The organism is Epilithonimonas zeae (assembly GCF_023278365.1).
In the GTDB taxonomy this organism is placed as follows: Bacteria; Bacteroidota; Bacteroidia; order Flavobacteriales; family Weeksellaceae; genus Epilithonimonas; species Epilithonimonas zeae_A.
This window is the reverse complement of the sequence record NZ_CP075338.1, coordinates 692993-709017: the sequence shown is the minus strand read 5'-3', so window position 1 is coordinate 709017 and position 16025 is coordinate 692993. Positions and strand designations below refer to the sequence as shown.

Genomic DNA, 16025 nt, shown 5'->3' with positions numbered 1-16025 from the left:
ATTTTTATTTTTTTTGCCAAACACTTACTGATTCCGGATTAACCCAAAAAGTTCCTTTTCCATTATAATCCAGCTCAACTATTTCTTTTCGGAATCCCAGAAAGTCTGTAAACTTTGCGAAAGCATTTTCTTTTCCTAAATCCATTTCTTTGTAGCCTTCCTTGCTATTAGAAATGATAACCACACAAGCTTCGTGATTGTCATCTCCTTTTCTTATCCAGGCGATACAATTGGGATGGTCAAAATAATTAATCTGCTCTCCGTAAGCCAGTTCCAAACGAGCCTGCATCAAACGTGGAAGAATCTCGACTTTTGGCATTACAATCTTTTCATCTTCGCCCTGTTCATTTTTATCAACATATTCTACCCCGAACAAATCCGGATAAAACACGCACGGATAAGCATTTTCTGACAACAAAATAATCGCATAAGCGATTGGTCTGAACCAGTTTTCCACTGTGGATTCCAAAGCCTGAAGCTGTTGTGTGTCGTGGTTCCCGACGAATGAAACTGAGCACTCCGGATTGCAATCCAGAAAAGTTCCCTTTAAAATTTCGCTCAGGTTATAACTCTGCTTTTCCTGTGAAGCTTGGAAGAAATTATAATGCAAAGGCACATCAAACGAACAAATCCGATGATCCATCTTTTCGGAAAAATCTTTGATTTTTTCAACATTATCTTTCCAGAACTCGCCAACCATAAAGAAGTTTTCATCAATATCGGATTTGATGTAATCTATCCATTCTTTCAGAAATTCGGTTGAGATGTGTTTCAAAGCATCCATTCTCAAACCGTCTACTTTGGTTGTTTCAATATACCATTTAATCCAACGTTTCAGTTCTTCTACAACATAAGGATTTCGGAATTCGACATCAGCACCCATCAAATAATCATAGTTTCCGAATTGATGGCTCACACTGTCATTCCAATCCGTACCATATTCATTATAGATTTTGAAAATGCCTTCCAATTCTTCGTCGCCGGTTTTAACTTTATCGATGCCACTAAAACATCGAGAATCCCAAACAAAATCAGAATATTTTCCATTTCTCCCCGGGAATGTAAACTTTGTCATTGCTTCAGCTTCGAAAGCTTCTTTTACAATTTCATTTCTATTCTCGTCATTGACTTGATGGACAGTTATGGTTTGCTTTTCATCCGCTCCCATTCTGTGGTTAAGAACAATATCGGCATAAACTTTCATCCCAAACTCGTGAGCTTTTTCAATCGCTTTCAGATATTCTTCCTTAGTTCCGTATCTTGTAGAAACAGTTCCTTTCTGGTCAAATTCTCCCAAATCATACAAATCATAAACATCATAACCTCGACCTTCCGTACCCAGAGCACATTTGATTGCCGGCGGAAACCAAACTGCAGTAAAACCTAAACTTTTTAAGTACTCCGCCCTATCAATAAATTCATTCCATAGTTTCCCCGGATGATACCAATGGAAAAACTGTAAAATAGTCCCATTCATATTTAAAAATCAATTAGTTAACCATTTACAATTAATCCGCCGTTTGGATGCAAAACCTGCCCCGTAATCTGAGCCGAAGCATCTGTTGCCAAGAATAGGAAACTTCCGGCAACTTCCTCGGGCGTTGCATTTCTTTCGAATGGTGGTTTGTTCGGGTCTTCTTCTTCCTCATCAAAAGTTTCTTTGGTGAGAGGTGTTGCAACCGGACCTGGCGCAACAGCATTCACACGAATTCCTTTTTTTCTGGACTGTAAAGCCAACGATCTTGTGAAAGAAACAATCGCTCCTTTGGTGGCAGAATAATCCAACAATTGTTTATGTCCCTGATAAGCTGTCGCAGAAGTTGTATTGATGATACAATCACCTTGTTTAAGATGAGGAAATGCCGCTTTCGTCAGTAATATCATTCCGATAATGTTAGCATTGAAAGTTGTTCTGATATTTTCTTCCTCAAGATCCAAAATATTATCCGCGGGAAACTGAACGCCTGCATTATTAATCAGAATATCCAGTTTTCCAAATTCGGAAATAGTTTTATTGACACAAACCTTACAGAATTGAGAATTATTAACATCTCCTGAAAACAATAAAACCTTTCTGCCTAATTGCTCGATCTCCTCTTTGGTCTCTTCAGCATCTTTATCATCGCTGTGATAGATAATCGCAATATCAGCACCTTCTTTTGCAAAAAGCAATGCAACCGCCTTTCCGATACCGCTGTCCGCTCCCGAAATTAAAACTGATTTGTTTTTCAATTGTAAAAAATCTTCCCCAGCCATATAATTTTATTTAATGGTTTTACATCATTTTTATAGTGGATAAACTTAAATTGTAACTTTAGAATGGTCTCTTTTGACCTCGCAACGGAGACATCCTAAAATGTACTCCATAAAGTATTTTTGTGCATCAAACGCCTTAGTCAACGGATGAAGTTCTATTTTATCACTTCTAATAATTGTTCCCCGATAAGCGATGCAGTAATAAGCAAATATCTGATTATCCGATTCTTTTACCGGCGTAGCATAACCGGTTGTAGCAATCGACCAATCCGAATCGAATAACGAAGCAACATTAAGAGCCATCATTTCGCTGATGTTTCTGGACACGCAGTTTGTGGCCTTGGCTTCATCAAAATCAATGTTTAGATGTTTGACTTTTTCCTCGATTGTGTAGGCTGTAATTCCGCCTTTGAAAAATTGTTCTGCACATGGCATTTGAGAAAACGCCATCTGTACAAATCCCGATGTTACGCTTTCTGCAATGGAAATGGACTCATTTTTTTCTCTCAGATTATAGCTGATCTTGTCCAATAGTATTTTAGGAAATTCCATAAGTTAATTTTTTTAAATGTTATTGGATAAAAGAACCTTATAACTTCGGTCCAACAATTTCACTTTTCCAGTTGATTATTAATGATAAACATTTAGATATTTCTCGAAATAATGAAAATCCTGAATTTTGGATATCAATTGATAAAACATTATTTCTTTAGGTTCCTGGACTCCGATATGTTCAAAGCTGTCAAAATAAGCGATAAAAGAATGGATGTCTTTTGGATTTTTATCTTTCAAAACCACGAAAAGAAGGAAAATCTCATTTTCTATTTCTTTTGCATAAATGGTAGATCCCGGTTCAAACCTTTGACTTTTATTGATCAATTTTTTAAAGTCATAACCAGGCAATGATTTTAATAGTTTTTCAATATTCATTTTTTGCTACTTTTTCGATTTGGATTAAACCAAAATTACGCAAACTGACTTCTGTCATTATATGATTTGAATCATAAAGCCTTTAAAAACTCTATTAAACTCTATAAAATTATCAATTCTAAAAATTGGTTTTAAGTTTGTATACAGAAATTATTGTAACAATATAAAATTAACATTATGATAATTGCTGAAGATCTGCTACTATCCTATGGTGCAAAAATCGAATATTATGAAGCCGGAGATATCATTTTCCGAGAAGATGAAAAACCGAAATACTATTATCAAATTATTTCCGGAAGAATAAAACTGAATCACTACAATGAAGAAGGAAAAGAACTGATTTTGGCTATTTTACATCACGGTCTCAGCGTTTGCGAATTACTACTCTTCATAGATAAAACTTATCCTGTGAACGCTATAGTTTTTGAACCGAGTGAAGTTATCAAACTTTCGAAATCAAACTTTGTTAAAATGCTGGATGAAAACCCCGATGTATCACGAGATCTCAATAAATTTTTGTCAGAAAGGCTTTATCAGAAATTCATAATGCTCGAGAATAACTCCTCATTGCATCCTGATGTGAGATTGTTAGGAGTATTTGATTATCATAAAAGTTTTTCTTCCGATACAGACCGGTTTTCTTTTGAAATACCTTTAACAAGACAGCAATTAGCTTCTTTAACCGGTTTGAGGGTAGAAACGGCGATACGAACAATCAAGGTTTTGGAAAAGCAAAATGTAGTGAAGATTGTTCAAGGGAAAATTTATTATTGATCTAAAATCAATATAAAATCTTACGATTTTTTATTTTTACTATATTATCCTTTTCCATCTGTTTTAAAGTCCTGATTGTCGTCTCCACACGCAAACCTGTGAGACTTGCCATCTGTTGCCTGGTCAATGGAACCTGAAAAGAAAATGGTGTCTGATCTTTCTGGAAACTCTTTAAATAATCCATCAAGGCTTTTAATTTTGTTGATGTGTTCTGAGTGGAAAAAATCTGTCCCATCACGAATTTGAAGTACATTGTGTCCGACAGACTTTGGATGATATCAAAATGAACTTCAGGGTAATTTTCTAACACAAGAAGAAACTTGGATTTGGATAATTTCAGAACTCTGCAAGGCGAAATAGCAATAGCATTAACAGGGTAAGTTTTATCCACAAAAAGCAAAAACTCACCAATACTTTGACCTGTTGTCAAAATACTTTGTATCATTTCCTTTCCGTCCTCATTGTAATTATTAAGCTTTACATCACCCTCAATGATCTGATAATAATACAATGGTGTTCCACCTTCTGAAAAAATAACATCACCGATATTGTATTCCTCGACTTTTGCCCCTAATGATTTTATAATAGTTTCTTCTATAACCATATTTTACTCTCTTGTAATCTAAAGAATCCCAACAACCTTTAAATCACTTTAAATCAATTAATTAATTGAAATAATCTATTTGTCGTTTATTATCTTACTTAATTTTAATTTCCCAAAACTCTCACAAATTCTTATGCAACTAAAACTTTTTAGTCTTAATAAAAATCTTTTAAAATATTGGTATTATTTGCCTGTTAATGAAATAACTAAGCATCATCAATGTAATTTTATTCAAAGAATCAATCGCATTGTAAAAATTAAGGATAATAATTTCATAGTCTATTTTTGTTGAGTTCAAAATTATACAGAACTTCTAAAGAATTTTATGACTTGAGTCATAATGAAATTATTAAAATAAATAAATGTCACAATATCAAATTAACAATAAGCCATAAAAACAATGAAATTTGATAATAATAAATGGTTTTGTTTTAAAATTTTATAAACCTAATTATTGAATTCTGGAACTTCAATCTTGCGTGTCACCAAATTAATTTTACAACCTTCTGTTAAAATATCAATTTTAAGATTTTCTGCATAGACTGGACAACCTTTCTTAACAGTTTCTACATTGGTTTGTTTGACTTGCTTTGAATTGATAATCATTACCATTCCGGAACCTTTACATGTTGCGATTTTACCTTGTTCTATAATCAATGATGTATCTTGTCCAAGACCAATTCCTAAAAGTTCGGGATGCAAAATATTAGCGTGAGCTAACCTTCCGAAACGGCCGCGATGAACAAAATGCGTATCAATAATGCAATCCAAAAATCCCAAGCCTTCATCCAATTCCAAATCGTAGCCAACCATAGCTTCTCCGTTAACTGCATCTGAAATCATAATTGATGACAGACACATTGCACCAGCGCTCGTACCTGCAATTGTGAAATCCTTTTCATTCAAGTATTTTTTATGAATCTGTTCAATAATCTTAGATTTTTTTAGAACATTACATATTTTTGACTGATCTCCACCTGAAAAGAAAACCGTTTCTGCATCTTCAATGCGTTGTAAACTTTCTTCATCTGCTTTATCTGTGATATACAGAAATCCAAAATTGGTGTATCCAAGCCCTTTAAAAGTATCCGTATATGTTTTTTTCATATCTTCCGGATCAGACCTTGCGGTTGTTATGACTTCGATTCGGTCATCTTTGGATTCAATAATTAGTTTAAGTATTTCTTTGGGAATAAAACCGTGATTAACGTCCTCCATTTCAGAATCGGTTTCGCTTTTGTCTTCTTTTCCGCCAATAATTATTAATCTGCCTCTTGGTACCATAGTTTTAATTTAATTAATTGATAAATAAAAGCCATACAAAAGCAGGTTTGTATGGCTCAACATTGTAAAATTTAAAATTAATCTTCCTGCTCCGCATTGATATTGATAGAAGACTCTGCAATATCTGTCAATAACAAATCTGTATCCTCTTCTTCCTGTAACGTTCTTTCCAAGAGATCAGCAGCTTTGTCGTGCCCCATTGTAATCGCCAATTGAACAAGACCACCGTAAGTTGCAATCTCATAATGTTCCACTTTCTGAGCAGCGATAATCAATCCTACATCCCGGGTCATAGAGCCTTCTTCTGTAGATTTGATAATCTCTTCGCCTTCTTTGATGATGCCTACAATAGCTTTGCATTCTTTTTTTTCTGGTTGTTCACCAATAAGTTTGAATACTTTTTCCAAACGGCTGACGTGTTTTTTGGTTTGAAGTTGATGATCTTCAAATGCATCTTTCAGTTCTTCCGTTGTAGCGGCTGCTTCCATTTTTTCCAAAGCGTCCACAATTGCATTTTCCGCATAATAAATATCTTTCAGAGCATCCACAAAAAGCTTATGCAAAGGCGATTCTGCCATACTTTGATCTTTATCTTTGGATTCTGATTGTAAAGGTGTTTGAGTTAAATTTTCTACAATATCTTTCTTAACTGTAGAACTTGTATTATTTTCTGTTTTGGTAGCCATAATGATTGATTTTTAATGAGTTTAAAAATGATTACCTCCCAAGAGAGGTAATCAAACATATAATGAACTGAAGGATTAAAAATTAAGAATTGTTTCTTCTTCCTCCGAAGCCAGATCTACCAGATCCTGATGATCTTCCTGAGCCAGAAGATCGTCCACCGCCGTGAGAAGCTTCGCCACCCATTCTTGCGATTCTTGTACGTTCTGATTTACTCATAGATGCAAATCCTCTTCTGGATGTTCCGTTTCCTGAGCCAGAGTTTCCGCGTGATCTTCCTGAATTGGATCTTCCTCCACCTGATCCGGAATTACCGCCTCGACCTGAATTAGAAGAACCAGAACCCGATCTTCCTGAGCCGGATGATCTGCCGCCACCGTGAGACGCTTCACCACCCATTCTTGCAATTCTTGTACGTTCTGCTTTACTCATAGATGCAAATCCTCTTCTGGATGTTCCGTTTCCTGAACCAGAATTACTTCCTGATCTTCCAGAATTGGATCTTCCTCCACCAGACCCGGAGTTACCTCCTCGACCTGAATTGGAAGAACTAGAACCCGATCTTCCTGAGCCGGATGATCTGCCGCCGCCGTGGGACGCTTCACCGCCCATTCTTGCGATTCTTGTACGTTCTGATTTACTCATAGATGCAAAACCTCTTCTGGATGTTCCGCTTCCTGAACCGGAATTGCCGCCCCGTGAACCAGACCGTGAGCTGCCTCTAGAACCTTGTGATCCTCCAGAACGTCCACCACCAGATGTAAATCTTCCTTGACTGTCACGCTGCTGGTTGCCTCTTCCGCCCCGTGAGCCGCCACGACTATCTTCATCGTCCTCGTCGTCATCCTCATATTCTTCATCCTCGTCATCGTAATCTTCTTCGTCATCATCATAGTCTTCTTCGTCGTCATATTCCTCATCATCATAATCTTCTTCATCGTCGTCATCATAATTTGATATTTCGTAATCATCATATTCGTCCTCGTAATCTGAGAAGTCATCATCGTAATCCTCATCTTCCGAGGCATCATTGAAACCGTGGTCGTAACCTAGTTGATAAATCTCTTCAAAAACAGACTTTGCATCGTTTGAAGAATTGGACGAATTGTTTGAACGGCTGTTTGAATTTCTAGTGTTCATAACTTTGAATTTTTTATATTAATATTTAGTGATAAAATTGCTGGTCTGTGACTAGTATTTAGAACAGCAACTTTGTTTGTGAAAAGTGGTAATCCAAAGCTAAACACAATGACATCGGTAAGCATATGATTTGAGTCATACTAATCAATCCATTTATAAATTTTGTATTAATTAAGTTTTCAAAATTATTTACAAACCAACAATAACTGTATGCAAATCAGATAATTAAAAATTAAATTAATACTATTTAGATTGCAATTGTTAATCAAACATTTAACATAATAAATTGCATTTTAACATTCTATTAAATAATTTAAAATCTATTTTTCATTAAAAATATTATGTTAAATCAAAGGCATTATTCTTGTAAGTTTCACTTTATACTAAATCAATATTAAAATGGAAAATCAAAAGACAATTGAAGTACTGAATGACCTTCTTCATATTAGCAACGACAGGCTCGAAGGTTTTGAAAAAGTAGAAGGTAAAATATGGGAAATGAATCACGATCTGCAGGACGATTATGAGCATATGACTTCCCAGACCAAAGTTTTCAAAAATGAATTGATAAATCTAATTACCGAGCGAGGCGGAAAACCGGATGATTCTGCATCAGTCGCAGGAACGATCCACAGAGCTTGGATTGATATTAAAAATTCTGTCTTGCTTAGTAGTCTGGAATCTGCTACCTTAGAAAATGTTTTGTTTGGAGAAAATGCAGCCATACAAGCTTATCAGGAAGCGCTTGATACTGGAGAATTGGATGAAGCAAGTAAAGAAGTAGTATCTGAACAGCTGAAAAAAATTAAAGATTCTTCCCACGAATTCAAAGGGAAATTGGAGCTAAGAAAATAAAAGACTTGATTGCAAATAAAAAAACAGGAGACTTTTTGAGGTCTCCTGTTCTCGTTGGATATCTAATAATTAAATTTATTTCCAAGGATCCAACACAACTTTAACGCAATTGTCTTCTTTCTTATGGAAAATTTCATAACCTTTTGCAACGTCGTCTAGAGAAAGTCTGTGCGTGATGATATCGTCTAGTTTCACCTGTCCGGTTTCTACATATTTCAGAAGCTTGTCAACGATAGCGTGAACCGGTGATTGACCAGCTTTCAGAGTAATTCCTTTGTCAAAAATCTGTCCGACTTTAAAATTATCATAATTCACTGGATAAACGCCCAGAATAGAAACAATTCCACCACGACGAACACCGCTCATACAGGCTTCTAAAACTTTGATAGAGCCTTTTTCGAAATTGAGAACGGCCTTAGCTTTATCCAATAAATTTCTTTCCGGTTCAAACCCGACCGCATCGATACAAAGATCTGCACCTCTGCCTTCTGTCAAATCCCGGATCTGTTCCACAGTTTGTTCTGCGTCCTCCCAAAGAATCGTTTCACAGCCCGTCAATTTTTTGATTTGGTCCAGTCTGTATTGCAAAGTATCAATTACAATTACTTTTCCTGCATTGTGAAGAATAGCACTTTTTACCGCCATAGATCCGACGGGTCCGGCGCCGAAAATTGCAACCGACTCGCCGCCTTTCAGTTCACCCCACATTACACCGGTATAGCCTGTGGGAAAAATATCGGTCAGGAAAAGAACTTGTTCATCGGTTAAAACATCAGGAACTTTTCGAGGTCCAAAATTGGCATAGGGAACACGAACATATTGTGCCTGTCCGCCACTGTAACCGCCATACAAATCTGTGTAACCGAACATTCCACCGCCTTTTTCTGTTAATATTCCACCTTCTGGTCCGTAATGATCCTGATTGCTGTTTTCACAAGCCGAAGGAAGATCGTGCTGGCAAAAATAACAGCCACCACAGGCTATCGGGAATGGAACAACGACTCTATCTCCTCTTTGAAGATGAGAAATATTAGCTCCGACTTCTTCCACTATTCCCATAAACTCGTGGCCCATAACCATTGGTTTTAGCTGAGGCATTCCTCCGGAATACATATGGAGATCGCTGCCACAAATGGCCGTGGAAGTCACTTTAAGAATAATATCATTGGGATCCTCGATAATGGGATCATCTACCGTGTCGCAGGTAATCTTACCCGGCATATGGAAAACTGCTGCTTTCATAACTTTAATATTTTGGTGATTTGATTTTACTTTAAGCAGGATTATTTCTTTGCTGTTCAAACTCCCAAACCCTGTGATTGGCAACAGCTTTTATGAAGAGATTATCGCTATCTTTTTCCGTAGCGTGTACAATAGCAGAGTCTTCGTGCTGTTTCAGACTGATATTACTTTCGATATAAATCTGGTCTGTATCAGAACCAAAATAAATTGCCTTACAATGTTTGTAAGCTTCATTCACAAAAAGTAATGTTCCTGCCTTGTTTTCCGGATTCAGTAGATTTTTAGCTGATTCTTTTCCACCACAGAGATATAAAGCATCGAAGCAAACACTGGCTGTATTGGTCAAAGTATGCTTTGGTTCGTAAACCGTTCCATCATCCGCTTTTATGTGTGCAAGACTACCAGAAATTATCTGAACCATCGCACCTTCTTTCTCTAATTTGGATTGTAATTGACTTACTTCTTTTCCATTGACACCATTTTCCATAATAAAACCTACAACTCTGCTTTTAATGGTATCTTTTACCGTATTAGCCATACTCAAAGCTTCGGAACTTGGAAAGTTTGGCTCTCTTTCCTTGCTCTGTAAAGTTTTTGGATCGGCATCTGCGGGAATACTGGCGTTCGGTTGTTTCAGTTTAATTACATCAACACCTACTTTTTTAGCAACAGTTGAAGCTAAATCTTTGTTGATGAATAACAACTGACCAACTAATCTTTCTCTGATGGCTGGAATCGTCACTTTGGACAATTCAAATATTAATGCATTTTGAAGGTGAACTTTTTCCGGCTCAGATTGACTGTTGTAAAATAATTTGGCTTGAGAATAATGATCTACAAAACTTTGGCTTCTCGCACGGACTTTGTTTCCGTCCACACGTTCTGCCTGCGATGTGAATCCGCCGTCTTTCATCATTGCCTGGAAAGGACATCCGCCACCGATAGAATTCGGTTCGTAGCTAACTTTACCTTTAACAATTTGCTGACGCATATGTCCATCTCGCTGGTTATTATGAACTGTATTGATTGATCTGTTGATTGGAATCTCGTGGAAATTTGGTGAACCCAATCGCGATAACTGAGTATCAGTATAGGAAAATAATCGGCCTTGTAATAGTGGATCATTACTGAAATCGATTCCAGGAACTAAATGTCCCGGATGGAAAGCCACTTGCTCTGTTTCAGCAAAGAAATTGTCCGGGTTTTTATTAAGGGTTAAAGTTCCTATTAGTTGAACAGGAACCAATTCTTCAGGAACAATCTTAGTCGGATCGAGAAGGTCAAAATCGAAATCATGCTCATTCTCTTCCGGAATCAATTGTACGCCAAAATCCCACTCCGGAAAAGCCCCGCTTTCTATCGCTTCCCAAAGGTCTCTCCTATGAAAATCCGGATCTTTACCCGAAATCTTTGTCGCCTCATCCCAAGCAACAGAATGGATACCCAACTTCGGCTTGAAATGAAACTTCACAAAATGAGAATCGCCTTCACTATTTATAAACTTAAAAGAATGAACGCCAAAACCTTCCATCATTCGGTAACTTCTAGGAATTGCCCTATCGCTCATCAGCCACATAATCATATGCATGCTTTCCGGCATCAATGAAATAAAATCCCAAAAAGTATCGTGCGCCGAAGAAGCTTGTGGAATTTCTGTATCCGGTTCCGGTTTCACAGCGTGTACCAAATCTGGAAATTTAATTGCATCCTGAATAAAAAACACGGGCATATTGTTCGCAACCAAGTCATAATTACCTTCCTCAGTATAAAATTTAACCGCAAATCCTCTCACATCTCTGGCCAAGTCTGTACTTCCTCTGAATCCTGCAACGGTAGAAAATCTTACAAAAACCGGTGTTTCTTTTCCAACTTCTGTCAGGAATTTGGCTTTTGTATATTTTTCCAGACTTTGATTCAGTTTGAAAACACCGTGTGCGCCGGAACCTCTGGCGTGGACAATTCTTTCCGGAATCCTTTCGTGGTCAAAATGTGTAATTTTTTCTCTCAGAATGAAATCTTCCAATAAACTCGGACCTCGCTCTCCCGCTTTGAGAGAGTCCTGATTGTTGTTGATTTTCAGACCTTGGTTGGTCGTGAGTTTTTCATCTGTATTATCCGTTGTGTGATTTTGAAGCTGGTTCAGTTTTATATTTTTAAAATTTTTATCGTTTTTCATATTGCAAATTTTGGTAAATGGGTATACTTTTCCTTTCTCACAAAAATCATTGAATGAGATTGATAGAAAGAATTGATATCAGGATTGATTCCTGATATCAATAATTAGGAAAAAAATTATTAAAACAAGTCAACATACTTCACTTTAGAAATATGTAGAGTTAATGTAATTAATTCGGCTTAGCGTACTCTCACTGAATCCCGATTGGATGTAGAAGTACTATCTGTTGGAGAAGATGTTGTTCCGGTAGCTCCAGATGAAACTGTTGTAGTGTCGCTGTTCATAGATGAAGAAGTTTGAGTATCCATAGATGTACTGTCGATTGATACAGATTCTGAGTTTTCAGAAGATTTATTGCTGTTACAACTAAACAGTAATCCCGTAGCGAAGATTAAAAATAATTTTTTCATAATAATTTATTTTTTGGTATTTGGTATTTTCAAAGTTAGCCAGAAGATTATGGCTGGTTTATGATTTGAGTCATAGATTTTATTTAATACATCATTTGCTGTAATAAAACATCATAATCTTCTATAGAATCCAGCCGGACACCTGTATCAAGAATGAGCGCGCATCCGCGATTAGCATTACTCGGGTTGATATAAACAATATGGTTGACATTAACCAAAATAAAATTGTTGACGGATGTATAGACTTTTATGAACATAATTAATGGTTATTTGAATTACTTTTTGGATGGGTCAATTATCATTCGCAATGGCTGGTCTTTGGTGATGTAGGAATTCAGCCAGTTGAAGAAAGTTGTAATTTTGTTTCTGACATTAATGAGCGACATCAAGTGAACAAATATCCAAATCAGCCAGGCGAAGAATCCATTAAAATGTTTGAATGGAGCGGGAAGGTCTGCAACTGCCCTATTCCTTTTGATAATTGCCATTGAACCTTTATCATTATAGGTGAATGATTTTTTGTCTTTTCCTCGGTTTTCGTTTATAATATTTTTTGCCAATAATCTGCCTTGTTGCAGAGCCACCTGAGCCAGCTGTGGATGACCTTGTGGAAAATGAGGGTCAGAAGTCATCAGAGACGTATCACCAATAGCGTAGATATTTTTTATTCCAATCAGTTCATTAAAAGAATTGACCATCAGTCTGTTCCCTTTGCCATAAAACTCATCTGGCAAACCTTTAAATTTTTGAGCAGTTACGCCAGCAGTCCAAATCAGATTTTCACTGGCTATAAAAGTTCCGTCTGCAAGATGAACAACGCCATCAACATAATTTTTTACATTTTGTCCCAGCTTAATAATTACACCACTTTTTTCTAAAGTTTTCTGTGCATATTGCTGCGATTCTTTGCTCATCGGCGCCAAAATATTAGGCAAACCATCGACTAAATAAATGTCAAATGCTATTTTTTTTAGTTCAGGATAATCCTTAAACAAAATATTTTTTCTCAGCTCACTCAGCATTCCTGCCACTTCTACACCCGTTGGACCGCCTCCGGCTATAACGAAAGTCGTCAGTTTTTTTCTTAGATTTTCGTCATCCGTTTTAGAAGCTTTTTCCAGCCTTTCCAGTAATGTATTTTTAAGATTAATAGCATCCGTAACGGTTTTCATTGGAAGTGCATTTTTTTGAATGCTTTCAATTCCGAAATAGTTCGTGACAGTTCCGGTTGCGAGAATCAGTTTCGTGTAGGATATTTCTCCACTATTCAAGATAATTTTGTTTTCTTCAGGAATAATTCCTTCCAGACTTCCCATAATGAAAGAAAATCTGTCAGCTGACCTGAAATGCTTTCTGAACGGATAACTGATATTAGAAACATCCAAAAATCCTGTGGCAACTTGGTATAATAAAGGTGGAAAAAAATTATAATTATTTTTATCAACTAATACGACGTGTACATCGATATCAGCCTTTAGAAGTCGCTCAGCTAACTCAACTCCAGCAAATCCACCACCTATAATTACAACTGTCTGACGATTTTTCATATTAAATATTATCGTTTGATTTCACAATAATTGGCCTTATACAAGATTCATTATGGACTATTGATAAAACTAAAATCCATTTTAAACTTAATAAAGAACCTTATGATTTTTGATTTTCACAATTTTATTTTTTTCCATCACCTTCAAAGTTCGGATAGTAGTTTCTACACACAATCCAGTAAAACTCGCCATTTGTTGTCTTGTCAATGGAATCTGGAAGGAGTAAGGTTCTCTACAATCTGTCTGCATACCCTTCAGATAATCCATAAAAGTTCGGAGTTTAGAAACAGGATTTTGAGAACTGAGATATTGTCCCATCACATACCTGAAATACATAGAGTTTGAAATACTTTTTATTGTATCCAAATAATTCTCAGGATGTTTCTCCAACAATTCTAAAAATTTTTGTTTAGGTAATTTCAGAATTTTACAAGATGACAAGGCTATGGCATTCACAGGATACGAATTATCTGTGAACAACATAGATTCTCCAAAGCTTTGTCCTTTTCCTAAAATATCTTGAATCGTTTCTTTACCATCCTCACTATAATTGTTAAGTTTAACTTCGCCCTCTACGATTTGAAAATAATAATTTGGCGTACTGCCTTCCGAAAAAATCGTATTGCCTGCAGCGTGATGTTCTGTGTCAGCTCCCAGCGATTCTAAAATTAACTCTTCTATGACCATAATTAATGATTTTACTTAAAAGTTTACATCTTCTTAAAAACACGAAAAATATGATAATAAAGGTTGTAGTTCATTTTTGAAAGAAAAACAAAAACCATTCCAATAAATTGATAATCAATTATATACAAACACGTAAAAATAACCTCATTAAATATTATTAATAAGGCTATGATCTATCGGATTGAAAAAAATCTTATTTTCAACTAACGTCTTCTCACAGAATCTTTTCTTGTGGAAAGACTGTCAATTGGAGTTGTTGTGCTGGAATTGAGATTGCTGCTGTCTGGAGTCGCAGTGTTATCTATTGAAGAAGAGGTGACCAAAGAATCATTTTGGTCATTAGCTACGGAAAGAGAATCTGACCTATAGTTCTCTTGAGATTTGTTGTCTTTGCAACTGAACACAAGTCCGATTACCGAGACAAAGATTAACTTTTTCATAAAATTTTATTTTGGTAAGACCAAAGTTAGAGAGAAGCATATAAGTAGTTTATGATTTGAATCATAATTAAATCAATTAAATTTTATTGATAATCAACTTATGGAATATTTATTGTAGAAAGTAGATAATTATTTTGCATTATTAATATCAAATCAAAATCATCAATATGAGAGCAATTTGGAACGGCGCCATCGGTTTTGGACTTGTAAATATTCCTATCAAATTATATTCGGCGACAGACTCTAGCACATTGGATTTGGATATGCTGGACAGCAAAGATTTGAGTAATATCAAATTCAAAAGAGTGAATGCTAATACGGGAAAAGAAGTGGTTTGGGAAAATATTGTGAAAGGCTTTAAAATAGAGGACAAATATATCGTTTTGGAAGACGAGGATTTTGCTGCGGCAAGTCCTGAGAAATCAAAGATTCTTAGTATCAATCAATTCGTCAAAGAATCTGAAGTGGATACAGCGCTTTTTGAAACGCCTTACTTTCTTGAACCTCAGAAAAACGGTGAAGCGGCTTATAAATTATTATTAAAATCTTTAATCAAAACAAAAATGGCAGGAATTGGTTCTTTTGTTTTGAGAGAAAGGGAAATTCTTTGCCTGATAAGACCTTACGAAGATAAAATCCTAATGGTCAACAGAATGCGTTATCCTGAGGAGATGCGAACTTTTGAAGATCTGAAAATCCCTTCCGGAAGCGCTCCAAAACCAGCCGAATTGAAAATGGCGGAACAGCTTATAAAATCTCTTGCAACAGAATTTGATCCATCAAAATATAAAGATACTTACAATGCGGATCTTCTTAAAATCATCAAGCAAAAAGCAAAAGGCAAAAAAATCAAGCTGGCAGAAGTGAAAGAACCGGAAGGTAAGACAACTGATTTGATGGCAATGCTGAAAGCCAGTTTGGAGAAAGGAAAGAAAAAAGTTGGTTAGGAACACCTAAGAAAAAAGAAAAAAAATCAACTATCATTCATCAATTATC

The 16025-nt window shown here is 36.1% G+C and carries 18 protein-coding genes; 3 read left to right on the top strand and 15 right to left on the bottom strand.

Annotated features, from left to right (window positions below):
- Positions 1 to 4 precede the first annotated feature (4 nt).
- From KI430_RS02945 to KI430_RS02930, 4 genes are all read right to left on the bottom strand, one after another.
- A complete protein-coding gene (locus tag KI430_RS02945) occupies positions 5 to 1477 on the bottom strand; it encodes an alpha-amylase (RefSeq protein WP_248876788.1) in 1473 nt (490 codons plus the stop codon).
- A 17-nt stretch (positions 1478 to 1494) separates the two neighbouring features.
- Positions 1495 to 2256, bottom strand: a complete 762-nt coding sequence (locus KI430_RS02940) for an SDR family oxidoreductase (protein ID WP_248876787.1) — start codon at positions 2254 to 2256, stop codon at positions 1495 to 1497.
- 45 nt (positions 2257 to 2301) lie between these two features.
- On the bottom strand, positions 2302 to 2808 hold the full coding sequence (locus tag KI430_RS02935; RefSeq protein WP_248876786.1) for a CinA family protein: 507 nt from the start codon (positions 2806 to 2808) through the stop codon (positions 2302 to 2304).
- 78 nt (positions 2809 to 2886) lie between these two features.
- Positions 2887 to 3186, bottom strand: coding sequence for a hypothetical protein (locus tag KI430_RS02930; RefSeq protein ID WP_248876785.1), 300 nt, complete (start codon positions 3184 to 3186; stop codon positions 2887 to 2889).
- A gap of 177 nt (positions 3187 to 3363) precedes the next feature.
- Between KI430_RS02930 and KI430_RS02925 the strand changes: the two genes are divergently transcribed.
- Entirely contained in the window at positions 3364 to 3960 is a 597-nt protein-coding gene (locus KI430_RS02925) for a Crp/Fnr family transcriptional regulator (RefSeq protein ID WP_248876784.1), read from the top strand.
- A gap of 7 nt (positions 3961 to 3967) precedes the next feature.
- Here KI430_RS02925 and KI430_RS02920 read toward each other — a convergent pair whose 3' ends face one another.
- The 4 genes from KI430_RS02920 to KI430_RS02905 all read right to left on the bottom strand — a co-directional run bounded on the left by KI430_RS02920 (position 3968) and on the right by KI430_RS02905 (position 7672).
- Positions 3968 to 4564 (bottom strand): Crp/Fnr family transcriptional regulator, encoded by a 597-nt coding sequence (locus KI430_RS02920; RefSeq protein WP_248876783.1) that lies wholly within the window; start codon positions 4562 to 4564, stop codon positions 3968 to 3970.
- Positions 4565 to 5011: 447 nt separating this feature from the next.
- A complete protein-coding gene (locus KI430_RS02915; protein ID WP_248876782.1) occupies positions 5012 to 5848 on the bottom strand; it encodes a cyanophycinase in 837 nt (278 codons plus the stop codon).
- Between the two features lie 77 nt (positions 5849 to 5925).
- The gene (locus tag KI430_RS02910) at positions 5926 to 6534 is read right to left on the bottom strand and encodes a ferritin-like domain-containing protein (protein WP_248876781.1); all 609 of its coding nucleotides are present in this window, start codon (positions 6532 to 6534) and stop codon (positions 5926 to 5928) included.
- Positions 6535 to 6616: 82 nt separating this feature from the next.
- The gene (locus KI430_RS02905; protein ID WP_248876780.1) at positions 6617 to 7672 is read right to left on the bottom strand and encodes a KGG domain-containing protein; all 1056 of its coding nucleotides are present in this window, start codon (positions 7670 to 7672) and stop codon (positions 6617 to 6619) included.
- Between the two features lie 399 nt (positions 7673 to 8071).
- On the opposite strand from KI430_RS02905, the gene KI430_RS02900 reads away from it, so the two are divergent.
- Positions 8072 to 8527: a PA2169 family four-helix-bundle protein gene (locus tag KI430_RS02900; RefSeq protein ID WP_248876779.1), complete on the top strand. Its 456-nt coding sequence runs from the start codon at positions 8072 to 8074 to the stop codon at positions 8525 to 8527.
- Between the two features lie 75 nt (positions 8528 to 8602).
- Here the strand turns inward: KI430_RS02900 and KI430_RS02895 are convergent, their stop codons facing one another.
- From KI430_RS02895 to KI430_RS02865, 7 genes are all read right to left on the bottom strand, one after another.
- Positions 8603 to 9769, bottom strand: a complete 1167-nt coding sequence (locus tag KI430_RS02895; RefSeq protein ID WP_248876778.1) for a zinc-dependent alcohol dehydrogenase — start codon at positions 9767 to 9769, stop codon at positions 8603 to 8605.
- A gap of 31 nt (positions 9770 to 9800) precedes the next feature.
- The gene (locus tag KI430_RS02890) at positions 9801 to 11945 is read right to left on the bottom strand and encodes a catalase (RefSeq protein ID WP_248876777.1); all 2145 of its coding nucleotides are present in this window, start codon (positions 11943 to 11945) and stop codon (positions 9801 to 9803) included.
- Positions 11946 to 12124: 179 nt separating this feature from the next.
- Entirely contained in the window at positions 12125 to 12355 is a 231-nt protein-coding gene (locus KI430_RS02885) for a hypothetical protein (RefSeq protein WP_248876776.1), read from the bottom strand.
- An 83-nt stretch (positions 12356 to 12438) separates the two neighbouring features.
- Positions 12439 to 12612 (bottom strand): hypothetical protein, encoded by a 174-nt coding sequence (locus KI430_RS02880; protein WP_248876775.1) that lies wholly within the window; start codon positions 12610 to 12612, stop codon positions 12439 to 12441.
- An 18-nt stretch (positions 12613 to 12630) separates the two neighbouring features.
- Entirely contained in the window at positions 12631 to 13902 is a 1272-nt protein-coding gene (locus KI430_RS02875) for an NAD(P)/FAD-dependent oxidoreductase (protein ID WP_248876774.1), read from the bottom strand.
- 87 nt (positions 13903 to 13989) lie between these two features.
- Positions 13990 to 14589, bottom strand: a complete 600-nt coding sequence (locus KI430_RS02870) for a Crp/Fnr family transcriptional regulator (RefSeq protein WP_248876773.1) — start codon at positions 14587 to 14589, stop codon at positions 13990 to 13992.
- 203 nt (positions 14590 to 14792) lie between these two features.
- Entirely contained in the window at positions 14793 to 15029 is a 237-nt protein-coding gene (locus KI430_RS02865; RefSeq protein ID WP_248876772.1) for a hypothetical protein, read from the bottom strand.
- A 167-nt stretch (positions 15030 to 15196) separates the two neighbouring features.
- On the opposite strand from KI430_RS02865, the gene KI430_RS02860 reads away from it, so the two are divergent.
- Complete coding sequence (locus tag KI430_RS02860) at positions 15197 to 15976, top strand: Ku protein (RefSeq protein ID WP_248876771.1); 780 nt, start codon at positions 15197 to 15199, stop codon at positions 15974 to 15976.
- Positions 15977 to 16025: the final 49 nt, after the last annotated feature.